The 20326-nt window shown below is 66.7% G+C and carries 20 protein-coding genes; 14 read left to right on the top strand and 6 right to left on the bottom strand.

Annotation, left to right across the window (positions count from 1 at the left end; all coding sequences use genetic code 11):
- The first annotated feature begins 105 nt into the window (after window positions 1-105).
- The 4 genes from A6I89_RS21265 to A6I89_RS21250 all read left to right on the top strand — a co-directional run bounded on the left by A6I89_RS21265 (window position 106) and on the right by A6I89_RS21250 (window position 6046).
- A complete protein-coding gene (locus A6I89_RS21265) occupies window positions 106-1815 on the top strand; it encodes a flavin-containing monooxygenase (RefSeq protein ID WP_022593844.1) in 1710 nt (569 codons plus the stop codon).
- A gap of 139 nt (window positions 1816-1954) precedes the next feature.
- The gene (locus A6I89_RS21260) at window positions 1955-2731 is read left to right on the top strand and encodes an SDR family NAD(P)-dependent oxidoreductase (protein WP_022593846.1); all 777 of its coding nucleotides are present in this window, start codon (window positions 1955-1957) and stop codon (window positions 2729-2731) included.
- A 149-nt stretch (window positions 2732-2880) separates the two neighbouring features.
- Window positions 2881-3930 (top strand): hypothetical protein, encoded by a 1050-nt coding sequence (locus A6I89_RS21255; RefSeq protein WP_005515855.1) that lies wholly within the window; start codon window positions 2881-2883, stop codon window positions 3928-3930.
- Window positions 3931-4030: 100 nt separating this feature from the next.
- On the top strand, window positions 4031-6046 hold the full coding sequence (locus A6I89_RS21250; RefSeq protein ID WP_044990397.1) for a flavin-containing monooxygenase: 2016 nt from the start codon (window positions 4031-4033) through the stop codon (window positions 6044-6046).
- 46 nt (window positions 6047-6092) lie between these two features.
- Here the strand turns inward: A6I89_RS21250 and A6I89_RS21245 are convergent, their stop codons facing one another.
- From A6I89_RS21245 to A6I89_RS21230, 4 genes are all read right to left on the bottom strand, one after another.
- Window positions 6093-6731, bottom strand: a complete 639-nt coding sequence (locus A6I89_RS21245) for a Dabb family protein (RefSeq protein WP_022593850.1) — start codon at window positions 6729-6731, stop codon at window positions 6093-6095.
- A complete protein-coding gene (locus A6I89_RS21240) occupies window positions 6724-7068 on the bottom strand; it encodes a hypothetical protein (protein WP_022593851.1) in 345 nt (114 codons plus the stop codon). The genes A6I89_RS21245 and A6I89_RS21240 overlap by 8 nt, the downstream gene beginning before the upstream one ends.
- 75 nt (window positions 7069-7143) lie before the next feature.
- Window positions 7144-7824, bottom strand: a complete 681-nt coding sequence (locus tag A6I89_RS21235; RefSeq protein ID WP_022593853.1) for a GntR family transcriptional regulator — start codon at window positions 7822-7824, stop codon at window positions 7144-7146.
- A gap of 1 nt (window position 7825) precedes the next feature.
- Window positions 7826-9280, bottom strand: coding sequence for an MFS transporter (locus A6I89_RS21230; protein ID WP_022593855.1), 1455 nt, complete (start codon window positions 9278-9280; stop codon window positions 7826-7828).
- A 368-nt stretch (window positions 9281-9648) separates the two neighbouring features.
- Between A6I89_RS21230 and A6I89_RS21225 the strand changes: the two genes are divergently transcribed.
- The 10 genes from A6I89_RS21225 (at window position 9649) to A6I89_RS21185 (ending at window position 18412) form a co-directional block, all read left to right on the top strand.
- Window positions 9649-10041: a VOC family protein gene (locus A6I89_RS21225; RefSeq protein ID WP_022593857.1), complete on the top strand. Its 393-nt coding sequence runs from the start codon at window positions 9649-9651 to the stop codon at window positions 10039-10041.
- A gap of 46 nt (window positions 10042-10087) precedes the next feature.
- Complete coding sequence (locus A6I89_RS21220) at window positions 10088-11638, top strand: ABC transporter substrate-binding protein (protein ID WP_005515846.1); 1551 nt, start codon at window positions 10088-10090, stop codon at window positions 11636-11638.
- A 68-nt stretch (window positions 11639-11706) separates the two neighbouring features.
- Entirely contained in the window at window positions 11707-12633 is a 927-nt protein-coding gene (locus A6I89_RS21215) for an ABC transporter permease (protein WP_022593859.1), read from the top strand.
- Window positions 12630-13553: an ABC transporter permease gene (locus A6I89_RS21210; protein ID WP_005515844.1), complete on the top strand. Its 924-nt coding sequence runs from the start codon at window positions 12630-12632 to the stop codon at window positions 13551-13553. Before A6I89_RS21215 ends, A6I89_RS21210 begins: the two co-directional genes overlap by 4 nt.
- Window positions 13550-14668, top strand: a complete 1119-nt coding sequence (locus tag A6I89_RS21205) for an ABC transporter ATP-binding protein (RefSeq protein ID WP_022593861.1) — start codon at window positions 13550-13552, stop codon at window positions 14666-14668. The genes A6I89_RS21210 and A6I89_RS21205 overlap by 4 nt, the downstream gene beginning before the upstream one ends.
- 1 nt (window position 14669) lies before the next feature.
- The gene (locus A6I89_RS21200) at window positions 14670-15665 is read left to right on the top strand and encodes an ABC transporter ATP-binding protein (protein ID WP_022593863.1); all 996 of its coding nucleotides are present in this window, start codon (window positions 14670-14672) and stop codon (window positions 15663-15665) included.
- Window positions 15666-15801: 136 nt separating this feature from the next.
- Complete coding sequence (locus A6I89_RS24980) at window positions 15802-15936, top strand: hypothetical protein (protein WP_255221281.1); 135 nt, start codon at window positions 15802-15804, stop codon at window positions 15934-15936.
- Window positions 15933-16712 (top strand): IclR family transcriptional regulator, encoded by a 780-nt coding sequence (locus A6I89_RS21195; RefSeq protein ID WP_044990401.1) that lies wholly within the window; start codon window positions 15933-15935, stop codon window positions 16710-16712. Before A6I89_RS24980 ends, A6I89_RS21195 begins: the two co-directional genes overlap by 4 nt.
- A gap of 64 nt (window positions 16713-16776) precedes the next feature.
- The gene (locus A6I89_RS21190; protein WP_231815083.1) at window positions 16777-17595 is read left to right on the top strand and encodes an IclR family transcriptional regulator; all 819 of its coding nucleotides are present in this window, start codon (window positions 16777-16779) and stop codon (window positions 17593-17595) included.
- Window positions 17596-17791: 196 nt separating this feature from the next.
- Window positions 17792-18412: a TetR/AcrR family transcriptional regulator gene (locus tag A6I89_RS21185; RefSeq protein WP_005515837.1), complete on the top strand. Its 621-nt coding sequence runs from the start codon at window positions 17792-17794 to the stop codon at window positions 18410-18412.
- A gap of 83 nt (window positions 18413-18495) precedes the next feature.
- Here the strand turns inward: A6I89_RS21185 and bphC are convergent, their stop codons facing one another.
- Window positions 18496-19431, bottom strand: a complete 936-nt coding sequence (gene bphC, locus A6I89_RS21180) for a biphenyl-2,3-diol 1,2-dioxygenase (protein WP_005515836.1) — start codon at window positions 19429-19431, stop codon at window positions 18496-18498.
- Between the two features lie 32 nt (window positions 19432-19463).
- The coding region (locus A6I89_RS21175) for an acyl-CoA dehydrogenase family protein (protein WP_084967915.1) at window positions 19464-20326 on the bottom strand (863 nt) is incomplete at its 5' end.

The raw sequence follows: 20326 nt of genomic DNA, 5'->3' as shown, positions 1-20326 counted from the left end.
TGGACGGGAAAGCGCTATCCCCCAATGGAACCGGCACTCCTAACGTGGTCGATGCCCGGCAGGTCCGGGGCAGTGTCGTGCAGTAGTGGAGAAGGACGTGGTTTCGTGAATCCGACAGAAGCTCATTTCGACGTCGTCGTCGTAGGTGCCGGCGTCGCAGGTATGTACGCGGTGCACCGTCTGCGGCAGCGAGGACTGACGGTATGCGGGTTCGAATCGGCTGCCGGAGTGGGTGGAACCTGGTACCACAACCGCTATCCCGGGGCGCGGTGCGACGTGGAGAGCGTGGACTACTCGTTCTCGTTCGACGACGACCTGCAGCAGGACTGGACGTGGAGCGAACGGTTCGCCACTCAGCCCGAGATCCTCGCGTACCTCGAACACGTCGCCGACCGGTTCGATCTGCGCAGCGCGTTCCGATTCTCCACGCGTGTGGGGTCGGCGATCTTCGACGAGACCGAATCGTTGTGGCACGTCACCACCGACGGTGGCGACCGGGTCACGGCGCGCTACTGCGTGTTCGCGACCGGGGTTCTCTCCGCAACCAACGTCCCGGACATCCCGGGACGCGACGCGTTCGCCGGTGAGTCCTACCACACCGGAGAATGGCCGCACACCCCGGTCGAGTTCGCGGGCAAGCGCATCGCGGTGATCGGTACCGGCTCGTCCGGCATGCAGTCGATCCCGATCATCGCGCAGTCGGCCGATCATGTCTACGTCCTGCAGCGCACCGCCAACTACTCGATCCCCGCAGGCAATCGACCGTTCCCCGAGGACGAGATGCGCGAGATCAAGGCGAACTACGCGGACCGGCGCCGTCAGGCCTGGTCGAGCGGAGGCGGATCACCGTTCACCGCCTACCCCAAGGGTGCGCTCGAGGTCTCTGCCGAGGAACGTACCCGCGTCTACGACGAGTGGTGGCAGCGCGGTGGTGTGCTGTTCAGCAAGGCGTTCCCGGATCAGTTGTCGAATCCGGAGGCGAACGACACCGCCCGGGAATACTGGGAGAGTCGGATCAGCGAAGTCGTCGAGGATCCGGAGCTGGTCGACAAGCTGACACCGAAGGACCATCCCATCGGAACGAAGCGAATCGTCACGGACAGCGGATACTACGAGGTCTTCAACCGAGAGAACGTGACGCTCGTCGATCTGCGCGAGACGCCGATCGTGTCGATCACCGAGACCGGGATCCGGACCACCGATCGCGACTACCCGCTCGACATGATCGTCTACGCCACGGGATTCGATGCGATGACGGGATCGTTGAGCCGCATCGACATCCGTGGCCGCGATGGCCGCGAGCTCCGAGCCGAATGGGCCGGGGGTCCGCGCACCTACCTCGGCCTGGGAGTCGACGGCTTCCCGAACATGTTCATCCTCACGGGTCCCGGCAGCCCCGGGCCGCTCGCGAACATGGTGCTCGGTGCGGAACAGCACGTCGACTGGCTCACCGGTCTGCTGGACCGCGCGGAGGCGGACGGCGTAGTCACGATCGAGGCGAACGCCGACGCGGTCGAGAGCTGGGTTCGCGAGTGCAACGCTCTGGCCGAGAAGACGCTCTTCCTGCAGGCGAACTCGTGGTATCTCGGCGCCAACATACCGGGGAAGCCGCGGGTCTTCATGCCGTACATCGGCGGCTTCGCCGTCTACGGCCGAATTCTCGAAGATGTTGCCGCCGACGACTACCGGGGGTTCACGCTGGCGCGTGCGGACGGTGCGGACGGTGGGGACGGTGCGGACGGTGCGTACGGTGGGGACGGTCAGGTCCGGCAAGCCGCGCCCCTAGCCGCGAGTTCCCGGGGGCGTCTCGCGTGAGCGCGCACCCGACGCGGGAAGTCCACGACAACCCGGCTTCTCCGACGCCGGTGTTCACCGCGTCTGTGCGTGAGCCCATCTGGGCGAGGGTGCGGAACACCCTCGCCGCGACCGAATACCGATCCCGGGAGGGAACACGATGACAAGCTTCGCGCTCGACGGCCGGACCGCCCTCGTCACGGGTGGGGGCCAGAACACCGGTCTGGGAATCGCCCGGACGCTCGCGGAGGCCGGGGCACACGTGATCGTCAACGACATCACCGCCGAGCGGGCCGAGGCGGGTGCCGCCGCCGTCCGGGAAGCGGGAGGTGCTGCGACGCCCGCCGCATTCGACATCACCTCGTACGAGGAAGTGTCCGCTGCGACGAAGAAGATCGGTGAAGAGATCGGCGTCGTCGACATCCTCGTCAACAATGCCGGCCTGCCTGCCGGCGCTCAGATGTTGCCGTTCCTCGAAACCCCGCGACACGAGTGGAACCCGTACATCGACATCAACATCTTCGGCTCGTTGCACATGATGCATGCGCTGCTGCCCGCAATGGTCGAGCAGGGGTGGGGTCGCGTCGTCCAGATCTCCTCGGGGTCGGGATCGGTCGCGAGCCGCGGGTTGGGCGGCACCTTCTACGGCGCGAGCAAGGCCGGTATCGAAGGAGCGGTACGCCATATCGCCACCGAGGTCGGTCCGGGGGGCGTCACCGTCAACACCCTCGCCCTCGGTCTGATGGAGAAGCTGCGGGACGCGATCGAATCCAAGTCCTCGCCGATGCTGAACGCGATCTGGGAGGGCAACGTCATGCAACGAATCGGTACCGGTGACGACGTGGGGGCGGCCTGTCTCTGGTTGTGTTCCGGTGCCGGTGAATTCGTGTCGGGCCAGACGATTCACCTCAACGGCGGCTCCTACTCGGGCCGTTGAGGGGTCGGAACCACGGGTGAGCGAGATCCGGCTGTGGTTCGTTTCCCGCCAGCCGGACGTTTGGACTCGATCCCGGAAAGGGGCGGCCCTAGCGTCGCTGGGGTCACTGTCAGGCCGATCGATCGGCCTATTCTTCTGAAGGAGCATCCATGACCACACTCGAGCGGCATCCGATGACACCCGTCGCGCCTCCCTCGGTGATCCAGGACTTCTACACGCCGGAAGAGCTGGACACCATCTTCGGAGTGATCCGCGACAACGGACCCTGGCGCCTGATTCTCGCGCATCACTTCGCGTCGACGGAGGAGTACCTGGCGGTGTCGGGCGGCAAGGACCGTAAGGCCGACGCCCGCCTGTCCGACTTCACTTCACCGGTCTTCCGGGGGTTCCTCGCCAACGACGGGGTCGTGTTCCACCCCGAATTGAACGACATCTACTTCGGACGCAAGCTCCTCGACACCGCGCTCAGCCTCCACGGCGCGAAGTACGGCATGGCGCACAATCTTCTGTTCAATCTGGGTGGGCCGTCACACAGCTTCGATGCCGGCCATTTCGATACCGGAAGCTTCCGCGGCATGGGGCTCCACAACACACCGCTCTGGCTGATGTCGGTGATGGCCAAATCGGGTCTGTTCGATGCGTGGGAAGTGAAGACCGCGCAGGTGATCACCTACTTCTACAAGTCGGACTTCGCAGGCGGCTTCACGTACTGGCCCGACGGACCCGACGGGGACCCGCAGCGCCTGCGCCCGCCCTTCTGGAACACCGCGACACTGACCGACAACTCGCGGATGTATCACCGCCGTGAATCCAACGGTCCGGTCGAACGGCGGGATTGCCCCGAACTGGAGATGACGTCGCTGCTGCACAGCCTCCCCGACGGATCGTGGTCGGTCCGCAACGGTGACAAGGAGATCGCCCGATTCGACGAAGCCGACATGCGAATGCTGGTGCACTACACGGCGCTCCTGTTCGACGACATCGACGACGTTCGTCGGTACCAGAACCATACGGACGACATCGACGCAGAGCGGGCGATCGGAATGCTGGTCTCCGACATGCGCGCGAAGGGCGCCACCGTCGAAATGCCGGGCGACCCCATGGCCGATCCGGCGTTCATCGGGCAGTTGACCGAGTTCTACGCGATGGCGCCGAGCCGGTATCCCGCTGAGGCGCCGCTCGAGGTCGTCGGCCGCTAGACCGGCCGATGTGGTCGGCCGTATCGACTCGAAGATGCCGCGGATCGTAGGCGGCGGCCCGGAAGCGCCCCCCGCTCTCGGGCAATGAAGGGATTTGATCATGACTTTGACCTGGACGTCCGGCGGTTCTGCCGGTGCGCAGGAGCGTGTGACGGAGGCGGACCTGGGCGCGGCGATCGATGTCGCCGACCCGGGTGCCCTGCTGATGACGATCGTGCATGTCACCGGCGACCTGTCGTTGCTGGACGAGTTCGAGGCGAAACTGGACGACGCCAAGCGTGCGCGCGGTGCGGACAGCGCCGCATCGCAGACCCATTACGGGGCTCAGTCCGGTGCCGACGCGGTGCCACCGGGGCAGTTCCCGCCGGAGATCTCGGAAGAGGTCCGATCGCGTGCCAGGACTGTGCTCACTGCGGACCTACCGGTCCGGTTGGGGTCGCTGGATCCGGAGATCTTCCGACGGATGGCTGCGCTGTGCACGGCGAGCGCGGTCGACGAGGAGTTCGTCCCCCTCCTGTTGGAACAGGCCGGGTTCGAGAAGTCCCGCCGCTGTGTTCCGGTCACGACGCGGCCGCCGGCGGACTTCGATGTCATCGTCATCGGTGCCGGGATGGTCGGCCTCAACGCCGCGATCAAGCTCGAGGAAGCAGGTTTCGCGTACACGGTGTTCGAAGCCGCCGAGGGAATCGGCGGAACGTGGTGGCGCAATACCTATCCCGGCGCGGCCGTGGACACCCCCAGCCACTACTACTCGTACTCCTTCGAGTTGAATCCGAACTGGACCAAGTACTACCCACCGGGTCCCGAGTATCTCGAGTACATGCGCGGCGTCGCCGAGAAGTACGACCTCTACCGGAACATCAGACTGTCCACGTCGGTGCTGTCGGCCGACTGGAACGAGGACGACCAGCGTTGGACCGTGGTGACCCGCTCGGCCGACGGGACGGTCGAGCGGCATCGGGCGAGGGCCGTGGTCACCGCTCTCGGGATGCTCAATGCGCCGAACATTCCCGATGTCGAGGGCCTGGCCACCTTCGAGGGCGAGATCGTGCACACCGCCGAATGGGATCCGCAACTGGACCTGACCGGCAAGCGTGTGGTGATCCTCGGCACGGGATGCACTGCGGTGCAGGTGGTTGCGAACATCGTCGACCAGGTCGAGAGCCTCGACGCCGTGGTGCGCAGCCCCCACTGGATCGTGCCGGAGAAGGCCGTCGTGAACGACGTTCCGGAGGGTGAGCGGTGGGCGATGCGCCACCTGCCCTACTACCAGGAATGGTTCCGGCTCAAGGCCTACTGGCTGGCATCCGACAATCTGTACCCGATGCCGCGCATCGACCCGGAATGGGCGGCCACGCATCTGTCCGCGTCGCAGTCGAACGACCGCGTCCTGCAGACTGCGCTCGCGCACCTGCGAAACTCCTTCCCGGATCGACCGGATCTCATCGACAAGCTCACCCCGGACTTCCGTCCGTACGCGAAGCGCATCGTCAAGGATCCGGGATTCTTCGCCGCACTCAATCGAGAGCATGTGGCCCTGCACCGGGCCTCGTTCGCACGTGTCCACCCCAACGGTGTCACCACCACGGAGGGGGAGTTCATCGAGGCGGACGTCATCATCTTCGCAACCGGCTTCAAACTGCAGTTCGCCTCCTACATCGACATCACGGGCCGCGGCGGGCACAAGCTGGCCGACGTGTGGGACGACGGTGACGACCCGCGTGCCTACCTGGGTATCCAGGTGTCGGGGTTTCCGAATCTGTTCGTCACGGCCGGCCCCAACAGTGCACCGAATCATGGTGCCGGGCACAACATCCTCAGTGAAGAGCAGGTTCACTACATCGTCGAGTGCCTGCAGCATCTCGTCGAGAGCGGGAATGCGTCGATGGACGTGTTGCCCGAGGTCCAGGAGGACTACAACCGGAGGGTCGACGAAGCGCTCGATCTCACCGTGTGGGCGCATCCGGGTGAAACCGCGACCGGCTACTACCGCAACAAGAAGGGTCGCGTCGTCGTGTCGTGTCCGTGGCGACTCGTGGACTACTGGACCATGTTGCGTCAGCCGGCCGTCGAGAACTTCCACTTCGTACCGGAGCCGGCGCACCGCGCTGAGTGACCCGATGGGTCGGTGGGCTCGCCTCCGGGGTGAGCCCACCGACCGGTCACTGGCCGATCACCACCCGGTCGACGGCACAGAAGGTGTGGCACACCCGGTCGCGAACCACTACCTCGGGACACTCGGGGTCGAACCAACGATCGACGACGGCCCAGTGGACCGGGTGGTCGAGGTACTGGCCCGTCACGTCACCGACCTCGCGAAACTCCTGCTCCCACACGTGCGTCCATGAAACTGGACCCGTGGATGTCTCGACGGGGGACAGCCTCCACGCCCGCATCGACGAGATGTGCCGAGGCATGGAGAGGATGTCGCTCTCGAATTGTTCCAGGGATTCCTGGGTCGCTGACGGGTCGACGCGAACCAGCAGTGCGCGGTAGAGGGTGCCCGGGTCGGCGCCGGGCGCACGACCCGTGGTGCCGCAGTGGTACTCGACGCCGTACGCCTTCTCGACGGAGGGCGACGCGAGGATTTCGTCCACACTCGTGCGGACGCGCAACCATTCGTCGCGGTCGGCGAACTGCAGATGAGCGATGAGGTCTCCGCCGTTGATCGCTCCCGGAAGGGTACGCCCCACGACGGTGACGGCCGTGCCGATCGCGTCGACGGTTGTGCGCAGACGGGTCTCGAAGTCGTCCGGGTTCGCGCCCGCGACCAGATGGACGATTCGCGTGAGGTTAAACATTGCAGAGCTCCTCGACGTCGGCGGCCTCGCCGGCCATCGAGCGCGAGCGTTCGACGATCAATTCGTCCACGCTGTCCCACCACTGTGCGAGCGTGACGTCGGGCCGACCGAGTCTGGTCATGTTCCACCAGGCTGCGACGTCCTCGAGCGACCATACGATCGTGACGACGTTGGACGTCTCACCCTGCCAGATCGGCGGACTGACGAGGATGTGCTCGAGCGTCATGCCCCGGGACCGCCCGCCGGGTACGTAGGCGGTCGTGTATCTGTCGACGAACTCGCGACCACGGCCCGGCGCCGTGACGACGCGGTCGACAACGAGTGCTTTTCCTGACATGTAACGAGAAGCTAGTGTCGGCGGACTCGTTTGAGAAGTCGATATTTCCGTTGCACGGGAACAGAATTCGGCTGGCTATCGGTCGTCCGGTGCAGGCCCCCGGAGGCCGAGGACGAGATTCGCGGTCTGCTGTCCGCCCTCGCGATGGTGCTCCATCAACTCGACGAGCCGTTCGTTGTCGTGGGCGCGGAGGGCGTCGAGCATCTCGTCGTGTTCCCGGACCACTCGTGCTCGTCCTTCGGCTTCGTACAGATACACCGCGTGGTACGGCATCGCGAGCGTCCACAGGCGACGCAACTCCTGCACGACGAGGTCGAGTCCGGACTGCTCGAAGATCGCGAAATGGAAGTCCTGGTTGCACAGCCGCATCCCGAGGAAGTCCCGCACCTCGGCCGCTGCCTTGACCTTCTCGCCCAATTCCTCGATGCGGTCGACGGCTTCGGCGTCGATCGTGGGCAGAGCGCGGAGCGTCTCACGCTCGAGTACCGATCGCATGAGGTAGATCTGTTCGAGTTCGGACTGGTCGAGGCGCGCGACGGAGTATCCGACGTTGGGCACGTGCTGGACCAGGCCGTCGGACGTGAGTTGGCGCAGGCTTTCCCTGATGGGGAGACGGCTCACACCGAGGCGTTCCGCCATCGTCTCCTGCCGGATCTGCTGCCCGGGCAGCAACTCGCCCGAGAAGATCATGCGCTTGAGCTCGTCGAGCACCTGTGCGGTCGCGCGCCCGGACGAAGTCGCTGCGGGAGTCTTCACATCACTTCGCTTCCGGATCCGACGTCGTGGCGGCCAGTGCCACCAGGCAGGCCGCGGCCAGTGTAGCGGCTCCGGATATCCAGAACATCGCGACGAACGCGTCGAAAGTCGGGAGAACTCCGTCGACGGTGCGCACCGCCCACGCGGTGGCGACAGCCGCCATGGTGGCACTGGCGGTGGACGTCCCGATCGAGCGCAGCAGGGAACTGAGCCCGTTCGCCGAAGCGGTTTCCGACGGCGGTACGGATCGCATGATGAGAATCGGTATCGCGGCCTGAGCCAGCGAGAGCCCGATCCCGACGGCCGCGGCGCCCACCAGCACCTGCCACAGTTCGGTGCTGAGGTAGACCCGCGCGACGAAGACGATCGCCATCTCCACGGTCGCGATCAGCAGTGTCGTCCACGCGCCGTACCGGGTGATCGCCCGGGCCGCGACCGGAGCCATCGCGACCCCGACGAGCGTGGGCGGAATCATCCACAACCCGGCTTCGAGGATGCCGAGGCCGAAGCCGAAGCCGGCCGCGCGGGGCGTCTGCAGCAGCTGGATGGACACGAGGACGTTGCTGAACAGCGCGAATCCGACGAGCGCGGACGACACGTTGACCAGCAGGACCCTGGGCCGTGCGGCAACCCTCAAGTCGACCAGTGGCGAACGCGACCGTAGTTGGAGCGGCACCCACAGCGCGATGAGGAGGCCCCCGGTGCCGACCAGCGCCGTCGTCGCCGGCCACCCCCACTGCGCGCCCTTGGACAGCGCCAGCAGCAGCGATGTCAACGCGCCCGCCAAAAGGAGCGCTCCCGCACAGTCGAAGCGCGCCCGCGAGCGGAGTGAGGTCTCCGGCACGATGCGTGCCACCGCAGCGGTCAGCAACACGCCGCATCCGGCCGTCACCCAGAAGATCCCGCGCCAATCCAGGTAGTTGACGAGTACACCCGCCAGGGGGAGGCCGGCCGCCGAGCCGATCGCCAGCGAGGCGCCCATCGCGGACACGCCCCCGGGGACGCGTTCCGCTGGTAGCACGTCTCGCATCGTCGCGATCGCCACGGGAACCAGGGCCAGCCCGCAGCCCTGCAGGATGCGGGCGATGACGAGGGCCGGGAGGGCGGTGAAGAGGCCGCCCATCGCCGAGCCCACGACGACGACCACCAGCGTGAGCATGATCATCCGCTTCTTGCCGAACATGTCGGCGAGACGGCCGATCAGCGGGGTCACCACCGCTCCGGTCACGAGTGTGGCGGTGACCAGCCATGAAGCGCTGCCGGCGGACACCCCCAACAGCCCGGGAAGTGCCGGCAGCACCGGCAGGATCATCGTCTGCTGGAGGGTCATCACGGTGCCGCAGATCGCGAGGATCGCTATCACCCGATTCGAGAAGCCGGTGCGGCTCGGTGGGACGGGAGGACGTTCGGCGACCGGCGAGAGCAGCTGGCGTGTCGGGGTTTCGTGCTCAGGCACGCGAAGCGCTGGTTCCGCGACGCAAGGTCCGGGAGCCGCCGACCGTGACTTCCCCGAACGGTGGGGCCTGCGTGTACGACGGGCCACGGCCGCCGGTGGACAAGACAATCCCGTGTCGCATGGTCAGATGCTGGTGCGGGGACCGGTGCAGGCCAAGCGATTGTCTCACTCGATGGACACTTCCGTCCGCGAAGCTCCTGCTAGCCCTACGGATGGTAGCCGCTGTCCACCCAGCGGGAAATGCCTGTTGTCGCGCCGAGTTCGAAAGTGCGCTAATCCGGTGCCGGGGTGATCCGGACCACACCCTCCCTCGGCGCAGCCTTCCCGGCTCGATTGCCGATGTGCCAGTTCGAACTTCGAGGATTCAGATGACCAACGCCACCCGGTTCGCCTTCACGAAGGTGTTCGTGACCGATCTGGACGCGCAGGCGTCCTTCTACAAGTCCGTGTTCGAACTGAGCGAGAAGGCCCGGATAGTGGGGAGGGTCGGCGCGGACGCCGTCGAGGAGGTCCTGCTCACCACGGGGTGCGGTGACGATTCGACGCTCGGCCTGTGGTGCTACCGCGACCGACCCGCACCTGCTCCGGGCGAGGCGACCCTCGGATTCGACGTCCGCGATGCGCACGAAACGATTCGACGGGTCGAGCACGCCGGTGGTGCCGTCGTCGAATCCGTCAAGGGCATACCGGAACACGGCGTCCTCGTCGGCTTCGTGGCCGACCCCGAGGGTCACCTGATCGAGGTCGTCCAGACCCTCTGACCGCACCCCTCCCATTCGGAAGCTTCACCCAATCGAGGAGTCTTCATTGACAGCCCGAATCCGCACGACCGCAACCGTTGTCACCGGCGCCGCCTTCGCACTGCTGATCGCCGGTTGCTCAGGCGCGTCGACCGCGACCACGAGCGGTCCCGCCGGGGAACCGCAGCGAGGCGGCACCCTCGTCCAGGCCTACAACACGGATGCGCAGTCCGTGGATCCCGCGACGTGCGCGATCGGAATCGGTGTCGCCCCGTGCCAGGCGGTCTACGGCGCGCTTCTCTACTACGATTTCGAGACCGGTGAGATCACGCCCGGCATGGCCGAGTCCTTCACGTCGGACGACGGCAAGGTGTGGACCCTGAAACTGCGTCCGGGCCTGACGTTCACGGACGGAACGCCGTTCGACGCCGCTGCCGTCGCCTTCAACTGGGACCGCATCCTCGACCCTGCGCTGCTGTCGCCGAGTAGGGCTGCGGCCCAGACGATCACGTGGAACGTCGTCGACGAGACCACGCTGACGGTCACGTCGAACGAAGTCAACCACCAACTGCCGTTCCAGCTCACCGAGTCCCTCGCGTTCGTGGCCTCACCCACCGCGATAGCGCAGAAGGGCGCGGATTTCGCCAACGCGCCCGTCGGCGCGGGACCGTTCCAGCTCACTTCGTGGGCTCGTGGCACGCAGATCGAGTTCGACCGCAACCCCGGCTACTGGGACGCCCCGCGACCGTACGCGGACAAGCTCGTGATGAAGACGATCGCCGCCGACGACCAGCGCTTCAATGCTCTGCAGGCCGGCGAGATCAATGTGATGACGGTCGTCGGGGACAAGTATGTCGAGCGGGCGCGCGGGGCCGGGATGAATATCGTCCAGTCCCAGCAGCTCGGCGGAAACGGCGTGCGCCTGAACTTCCGTGGACCGCTCGCGGACGCCGGATTGCGCACGGCGGTCGGCAAGCTGATCGACAACGACCAGATCATGGCGGCCGCCTTCCCGGACGATCCGGGAGCTACGCACTTCATGCCCGACGACAGCCCGCTCTACGACGAGCAGGCGGTATGGCCGGACAAGGATGTCGACGGAGCCCGAAAGCTCGTCGACGAGTACCGGGCCGCCCACGGCGGCGCCGACATCACGCTCACCTATGTGACTACCGCCGGCAGCCCCGTTCTCAACCGTGTCGCCGAACTCCTGCAGTCGCAGATCCAGCAGGTGGACGGACTGAAGCTGGACATCAAGTCGCTCGACGGCGCCGGTTTCGCGTCGGCAATGACGTCGGGGAACTACGACCTCATCATCAGCTCCCTCGGCGGGGCTCACCCCGAGAACCTCTACAAGGTCTTCCGCACCGGAGCCGCGGGCAACAACTCCGGGTACTCCAACCCGGTCGTGGACCAAGCGTTCGAGATCACCCACAGCTCGAGCGATCCTGCGGTCGTGAACGAGGCCTACAAGACGGCCATTCGGCAGATCGTCGCCGATTCGGCGTACCGATTCTGGCGTCCCAGTGAGTCCACCCTCCTGTCGGCGGCCTCGGTGCAGGATGTTCAACCGGCCTACCAGTACTGGTTCCGCCCCGAACTCGCCTGGATCCGGTAGCCGTGGCAGCGACGACGTCGTCGATTCGTCGATCGAACGCCGCCAGGGTGAGGACGAGAAGGGTTTCGGTGGCTGCTGCCAAGCTGATCGCGGTGCTGACGCTCGTCAGTGTCGTCACGTTCCTCCTTCTCGAGATGATTCCCGGTGACCCCCTTGCGGTGATGCTCCCGGAAGGGGCGTCGCCGGAGATGCGGGCGGCGGCCGCGGAACGCTTCGGCCTCGACGGTCCATTGGTGCAGCGTTATCTCGAATGGGTCGGCAACGCCCTGCAAGGGGATCTGGGCAGGTCGATGCAGACACAGGTCCCGGTGACCGATGCGATAGTCGAAAGGCTCCCGGTCACTCTGGAACTCGCGGGACTGTCGATTCTCGTCGCGTTGCTGATCGCCCTCCCGTTGGGCGTGTACTCGGGCTACCGCCCGGGCGGAATCGCCGACCGCATCGTCACACTCGTGTGTTCGGTGACGCTGTCCATTCCGAGCTTCCTACTCGGCGTTCTGCTGGTGTTCGTGTTCGCCGTGACGTTGCACGCGTTGCCTGTGACCGGATGGACTCCGTTGTCGGCCGGCCTGGTTCCGCACCTGCGGAGTCTGGTTCTTCCGGTCGCGACGCTGGCGGCGATCGAGGCCGTGGCCTTCATCCGGCTTCTGCGTAACGACATGGCGGCGACCCTGCAGCAGGACTTCGTCCTCTCTGCCCGGGCCCGGGGTATCTCGACGCCTCGGATCCTCGTCGTCCACGCCCTCCGACCGTCGGCCTTCTCGCTCGTGACGGTGCTGGGTGTGTCGTTGGGCAGACTCATCGGAGGCACCGTCATCGTCGAAACCCTCTTCTCTCTACCAGGATTGGGATCGCTCGTGGTCACCGCCATCAACGGCCGCGACTACCTCCTGGTGCAGGGAATCGTGCTGGTCGTCGCGGTCGCGTACGTGCTGCTCAATTCCCTGGTCGACCTGGCCTATCCGTTGCTGGACCCGAGAGTGAGATCAGCATGAGTACGACGACCGACGTGTCGCTTCGCGGTCCGGACGCCGGGAAGGGCGATCCACCTTCTGCCCCGGCCGGATCGTCGATCCGTGCGACGAAATCTCGCCGTCGTCGCCGCGGGCGCAACGTCGTAGCGGCCCTCGGGGCGGCGTGGCTCGTCCTGATCGCCGGCGCCGCCGTCCTCGCGCCGGTGTTGCCATTGCCGGCGCCGGACCACGTGGGCGACCAGTATTCCCTGGCGCCCTTCCGGACGATGACCCATCTGCTCGGCACCGACCAGCTGGGCCGGGACCAGCTCAGCCGGGTCGTGTTCGGTGCTCAGGTATCGCTCGCCGTCGCGGTCGGGGCGACCCTTCTCGCCCTCACGGTCGGTACGGCCGTCGGACTCGCCGCCGGATACTTCCGCGGCGTGACGGATGTGGTCTTCGACATCACGACCAACACGACGTTGGCCTTCCCTCCGTTGATCCTGTTGGTCGCGCTCGTCGCCGTGATGCAGCCGAGCGTGACGACGTTGACCCTCGGTCTGGGAATCGTCGGGGCCCCGACGTTCGCACGCATCGCGCGCGCGAACGCCATCTCGTTCTCCGGTCGTGAGTTCGTCACGGCGTCGAAATCGTTGGGCTCGAGTACGTTCAGGATTCTCCGTCGGGAAATCCTGCCGAACATCCTCTTGCCGGTCTTCTCCTTCGCGACCGTCGTGGCCGCGTCACTCGTCGTCGCGGAAGGATCGTTGAGTTTCCTCGGACTCGGTATTCCGCCACCCACGCCGAGCTGGGGCGGAATGATCGCGGCGGGTCGGGAGAGCCTGTACGACCACCCGCACCTCGTCCTGGTGCCCGGGTTGTTCTTCTTCTTGACGGTGCTGTCGCTCAATCTCATCGGAGACTGGGCGCGAGATCGAGTCGGACGGGAGTCCTCGCTGTGAATACCGCTGTCCGCCCAGAACAATCGCTGACCGCCGACGTCACGACAGATCCTCCGGCACTGTCCGTCGCCGACCTGCGGGTGTGGTTCGACACGCCTCGTGGACCGGTCCGGGCAGTCGACGGGGTGACCCTGGACGTGAAGCCGGGACGCACGCTGGGAATCGTCGGCGAATCCGGCTCGGGCAAGTCCGTTCTGTCCAGAGCAGTGATGAACATCCTGCCGCCGAACGCCATGGTGCGGCCCGGATCGCGTGTCGAGGTGGAGGGTCGCGACGTCGCGACGCTCACCCGAGGCGAAGCGAAGTCGCTGTGGGGTTCGCGCATCGCCATGGTGTTCCAGGATCCGATGACGTCACTGACCCCGGTCCTGACCATCGGACACCAGCTCACCGAGACACTGCGGCGGCACCTGCCGTTGACGAGGGCCCAGGCGTCGGCCAGGGCCGAGGAACTGCTCGGGTGGGTGGGTATTCCCGAACCGCGGAAGCGTCTGGGCCAGTATCCGCACAGTCTCTCCGGGGGCATGCGCCAGCGGGTCGTCATCGCCCTGGCTCTCGCCTGTTCGCCGCGGCTGTTGATCGCCGACGAGCCCACGACAGCGCTGGACGTGACGGTGCAGCACCAGATCCTGAATCTGCTGGCGCGCCTGCAGGAAGAGTCGGGGATGGCGCTGATCCTGATCACCCACGACCTCGGTGTCGTGGCGGGACGAACGGACGAGATCGCGGTGATGTATGCCGGCAGGGTCGTCGAGCAGGCGCCCACCAAGGCTCTGTTCGGGGCTACCCGGCACCCCTACACGCGGGCGCTGTTGCGGTCGATCCCACGGATCTCCGATCCGAGCCATACTCGCTTGGCGGCTGTTCCGGGCCGTCCGCCCACCGTGATCGATCCACCGCCCGGCTGCTCGTTCGCGCCGCGATGTCCACACGCGCAGTCGCGATGCCTCGAGCAGACGCCGGTGCTGACCGACGATCCCACCGCGGGCGACCGGCACCGGATCGCGTGCTTCTACCCCGTGGGCACCGTCGAAGGCGAGTCCGCATCAGCTGCCAACGTCGCCGTCGGCGTCACCGCCGCCGGTCTTCCCGTCGACGCGAGGAGCGTGATCTGAGATGGCCGGAACAGGAACGGCGCATCTACGCGACGACGAGGTCGTGCTCAGCGCGCGCGATCTCGTCGTCGAGTACGACACCGCAGGCGCGGGCAAGGTGCACGCGGTGTCGAACGTCAGTCTCGACATCCGGCGCGGGGAGACGCTCGGCCTGGTCGGCGAATCCGGCTGCGGGAAGTCGACACTCGCGAAGGCCATCATGCAGCTACCCCGGCCGACATCCGGGGTCGTGATGTTCGAAGGTCGTGACCTCACGACACTCGCACCTCGCGAGTTGCGTTCGGTGCGCCGCCCGGTGCAGATGATCTTCCAGGATCCGATCTCGTCGCTGAACCCGCTGCGCAAGGTCCGGGACATCGTCGGGGAGGGTCTCGACGTCGTCGGAGGGCGTAGCCGTCGAGAGCGGGATGCGCTTGTCGACGACATGCTCGAAGTGGTCGGGCTCGACCCGGAGACGGCCGGCGACCGTCGGCCTCACGAGTTCTCCGGGGGACAGTGCCAACGGATCTCGATCGCTCGCGCGATGGTCGTGGAGCCGGACCTCATGATCTGCGACGAGCCCGTCTCGGCGCTCGACGTCTCGGTCCAGGCTCAGATCCTGAACCTGCTCGAAGACATGAAGGAACGGTACGGACTGACGCTGCTCTTCATCGCGCACGATCTGGCGGTCGTCAAGAACATCAGCGATCGGGTGGTCGTGATGTACCTCGGCAAGATCTGCGAGGTCGCGGATCCGAACGAGATGTATGTCGCGCCGTTGCACCCGTACACCGAGGCACTGCTCTCGGCCGTCCCCGAGCCGGATCCCGAGGTCGCGCCGTCGGAGTCGAGCCTGTCCGGGGACCTGCCCTCGCCCCTCGATCCTCCGTCGGGCTGCCACTTCCGGACCCGGTGCCCGCGCGCCGCCGCGCTGTGCGCGGAGAGTGAGCCCCGGATCCGGGAGGTGCGACCGGGGCATTTCGTGGCCTGCCACTTCCCGTCGACGACATCTACGTGACGAGCGTCCGCACAGTGGGAAAACGCTCTTCATCAACGGCCGGGTCAGCGGCGATCCTTCGCAAGAGCGGCGAATCGACCTCCGGTGGTGACAGATCGAGCGGCCGCACCGGTCCGAACGCCCGAAAGGAACGCGCATGACGGCATCCGCCTGCCACCCCACGACACCTCGTGTGCCGCCGCAGTCCGTCGGCGTCCTGGGCCGGGCCTGGGCCGTCACTCCAGCGGATCACCCGGGAGGGGCTGCCCCCGAGTCGTTCGGGGCGGTGTGAGGGAGACGCCCGGGGGAGCGAGTTCGGGTCCGGACGACGGGGACGGCGTTCCCGGCGCCGTTCTGGACCGGGCCGTGCTCGTGCTCGGAGCATTCGACAGGGGCGGGCAGTTGACTCTGACGGACGTCGTGAGGCGCACGGGACTCCCACGCTCGTCAGCCCATCGGATGATCGTGCGTCTCGTCCGGATGCGGTGGCTCCGCCGTGACGGCCGACGGTATTCGCTGGGACTCGGGTTGATCGAGCTCGGTTCGCTGGCTCTGCACCAGGACAGGCTCCGTGCCGCTGCGCTTCCCTTCCTGCACGAGCTGCACCGGTCGACGCGACTGGTGGTTCATCTCGCGGTTCTCGCAGGTCGCGACGTCGTTTGCCTGGAGAAGCTCGGGCGCTGCCCGGCAGAACCGGTGCCGACCCGTGTCGGAGGGCGATGTCCGGCCCGCGACAACGCGATCGGGCGCGCCCTTCTGGCGAACACGCTCGGTGGGGAGCGCGAGTACGAAGGGATCCGCCGCGCCGGCGCGGCCTACGAATGGGACGACCGGAGGGGATACGGCGCCATCGCCGTCCCGGTGGGGCCTCCCGGTGCGTTCGCCGCGGTCGGGATCTCCGGTCCTCGCGCGCACGTGCACTTCGACTCTCGACATGTCGCACCTCTTCGGGCTGCCGCGAACAGCATCTGGCGTTCGACCGATCCGGTGTGGAGATCGCGGGATCGGACCAGGTACGGCGCGAGCGAGGCGGCAGTTCGAGGCGTCCCCGCCACCCGGTTGTTGTGATGCGCGTCACCGTGTGGCAGGATCTGCCAAACAGACAGGAACTGCCTTGGAGGTCGTGTTGACTGTGATCAGCCGCGATGATTCCCCCCACGCCGTCGTCGACCGAGTGATCTCGGTCCTGAGTGCGTTCTCCGGATCCGAGGCGCTGACCTCGTCGCGGATCGCGCATCGGACGGGCCTGCCTCGGTCGTCCGTGCATCGGCTGCTGCAACGGCTGGTGGAGTTGGGCGTGATCAGGCGGGACGGGTTCGACTACCGGGTGGGGCTCAAGCTCTTCGAGCTCGGCAGTGTCGCTCTCGCCCAACACGAGGTCCATCAGATCGCGATGCCCTACATGTCGAGGCTCAGCCGCGCGACCGGGATGAGCGTCTATCTGGCCACTCTGTCGGGTCCCGACGTGGTGTTCATCGACGAGGTGTGGACTGACTGGGCCGCCCCGTTGCGTCGGGGAATCGCGCATCCCGCCCACCAGACCGCGTCGGGGAAGATGCTCCTGGCATGTCTTCCGGCGGAGGCACGGCCGGGCATCGATTTCACCGGGGTGACCCCGAAAACCCGGTACAGCATCACCTCTCAACAGGGTCTCGATCGCGAACTCCGGCGGATTCGGGAAACCGGTATCGCCACGACCCGCGAGGAGTACTACCTCGGATCGATGTCGATGGCGGTACAGGTCGGCCCTGCCGATCACGCCACCACCGCGTTGTCGCTGTGGGGGCCCGTCGAGCGGATGCGTCAAGCCGAACTCGTCGTACACCTGCGGCAGGCCTCCCGTGCCATCTGGACCGCGGCACAGCAGGGCCCCCGATGGGAACGCCGGAACTCGGTCTCTCGTCCCGTCGGCGAGTCCGGTGCCGCGCCGGGACAGCCCGTGGGCCGGTGAAGGGGAGCCGAGCCTGATGTCGGCGCGCTTCCTACTGCAGCAAGGAGTTCCGATGCTCACCAGCGGTTCCGCGGGTTCCTCGTTGCACCCTAGAATGGGCGACGTTCGTCGGCGGGCTTCGGCCGACATGTCGAACCGGGCATCCCGCCCGGGATCGCCGGCTCACGGTCCTCCGGCGGAAACGAGGGCGGAAGGAATGACAATGCAGGGTGGCCGGGCCGCGACACTCGTCGAACGTCGGCATGCCGACGTCCGCTTGGCCGTCGCGACGGCGGCACGGGATCTGTTCGTCGAGAATCACTCGACGTCCGTGACCGTGGAGGCGATCGCGCAGCGAGCAGGGGTTTCCGAACGCACCTTCTATCGCCACTTCCCCACCAAGGCGGACATCGTCATGCCGCTGCTGGAACGGTCTATGGACCGTCTCCTCGGTGCTCTCGCCGAGTCGGCAGGGGCGAGCACCGGCGTCGTGGACGCGCTGGTGGACGCTCTGACCGAGGAACTGGCGACCGATCTCGAAGATCGGCGAGAACTGCTCGAACTACTCATTCGGACGCCCGAGTACCGCCTGCGGTGGGAGAGTGTCGACGACTGTGTCGTCTCGGTACTCGCCGACTGGCTTCGCGAGAGGTCGGTTCATCCCGGCGACGACTTCACCCGCAGGACGACCGCCATCCTGATCCTGACGGCGTCGCGAGCGGCGTACACCGAGTGGATTCTCGCCCGGCCGGACACGGGGGTCGACGAGTTGCGCAGGCTCCACATCAGGGCGCTCGAGGCGATCGCCGGGGGATGGCGCAGTCACTGCGGCCACTGAGGTGGGGACGCGAAAGGAGGGGCCGCGTCCGGTTCGGACGGGGCCCCTCCTATCGGTGATGCGCGTCGGTGACGCGAACGTGCCTACAGCAGAGCCGCGGGTAGCTCGCCACCCGACAGATCGTGGCCCCAGTAGCTGTCGGCGGTGATCTCCTCGGACGTGTAGAACGTCTCGTCCACCAGGTGCCCGTCGGTGCCGAACTCGACGTCCCAGCCGCCGGGCGCACGGACGTAGAAGGACACCATCTTGTCGTTGGTGTGGCGGCCCAGCGTCGAGGACACCGGGAATCCGCCCTTCACCACGCGGTCGAGGGCCTGGCCGACGGCGTCGAGCGAGTCGACCTCGACCATGACGTGGATGAGACCGGGCGCCCCTTCCCTCGGCGCCGGGATCAACGCGAGGCTGTGGTGCCGCTGGTTGACCCCGAGGAATCGAACGCGGATCGGCCCGTACTCGGGTGGGGCAGGCAGGCGGAAGGCGCCGCGCGGCAGGAAGCCGAGGACCTCGGTGTAGAAGTCGAAGGTGCCCTGCAGATCGGTCACCGGTAGTACGACGTGGCCGAGACCTTGTGCGCCGGTGACGAACTTGGCGCCGAACGGGGTGACGACCGGACTGTGGTCGAGAACCGCGCCGTGGAAGATCTCGAGCGTGGCCCCGCCGGGATCCTGGAAGGTGATGACCTCCTCGACGCGGCGGGCGTCGGCCTCCTCGACTGAAAGGGGCTTGACCGCGATCCCGGCCGCCTCGACTGCGGTCCGCACTCGGGTGAGGGCGGCGTGGTCGCGGACCTCCCAGCCGACGGTGACGACGCGGTCGTCCGCTCCGGGTACGACCACGATGCGGGCGGCGCGCTCGTCCATGCGCAGGTAGAGGGCCTCGGGGTCCGGCCCGGAGCCCTCCGCGAAGCCGAGGACGTCGAACGCGAAGGTGCGCCAGCGCTCGATGTCGTCGGTCTGGACGGTCACGTAGCCCAGGGCGCGGATGTCGGTGCCGAAGCCCCCGACGATGGGGTTTGTCATGGATTGTCTCCGTTGATGTTTCGGAATCTCTGTCAGATCATCATTCGGAGCGGGCCCTGCGGGTCCACTCCGAGGTTCGCCAGCGAGGCTGCGTGGAAGGTGGTTCCGGGCACGTGAATGCCGTGATGCAGGCCCGCATGGGCGTCACGCCAGAAGCGCTGCATCGGCTTGTCCATGCGCAGCGCGTTTCCGCCGCAGCGGGCGTAGACCTGGTCCATCGCCGTGACGGCCTGCCAGGCCGCGTTGACCTGGGTAAGCCTCCCCTGCGCGCGCTGCTCGAACGTCGGGGTCCTGCCGGCTTCCACCAGATCCCACATGCGATCGACGTTGGCCAGCAGCGAGTCCCGGGCCGCACGCAGCTTCGCGGTGGCCTCGCCCACCGCGAACATCGTGTACGGGTCGTCCTTGACCGCGGTGCCCTGCGGGTTGATCCGCTCGCGCTGGTACTCGTTGGCGTGGTGCAGCACGCCCTCGCAGATGCCGATCGTGGCCGACGTGATGCCGAGCGGGAACATGTTGGACCACGGCATCAGGTAGAGCGTCTCGGTGCGGCCGTACTTGCGCACCGCGGTGCCGTCCATGACCTCGGCGGCGTTCATGACGCGGTAATCCGGCACGAACGCGTCCTCGATGACCAGATCCTTCGAGCCGGTGCCGCGCAGACCCACGACGTCCCAGGAGTCCTCGATGATCTCGTAGTCGGTGCGCGGGATGATCACGTGCAGGCCGGTCGGGGGCATCACCATCCGGCCCTCGTCGTCGGCGAGCCAGGCGCCGAGAAAGGCCCAGTCGCAGTGATCGGTGCCGGAGGAGAACGACCAGCGGCCCGAGAGCCTGTACCCGCCGTCGACCGGCACGCACATGCCGCCGGGCATGTACGGCGACGCGAGCCACG

Source organism: Prescottella equi, assembly GCF_002094305.1.
In the GTDB taxonomy this organism is placed as follows: domain Bacteria; phylum Actinomycetota; class Actinomycetes; order Mycobacteriales; family Mycobacteriaceae; genus Prescottella; species Prescottella equi.
Note: the sequence above shows the minus strand (reverse complement) of the source record. Positions and strands in the feature narration are given on the sequence as shown.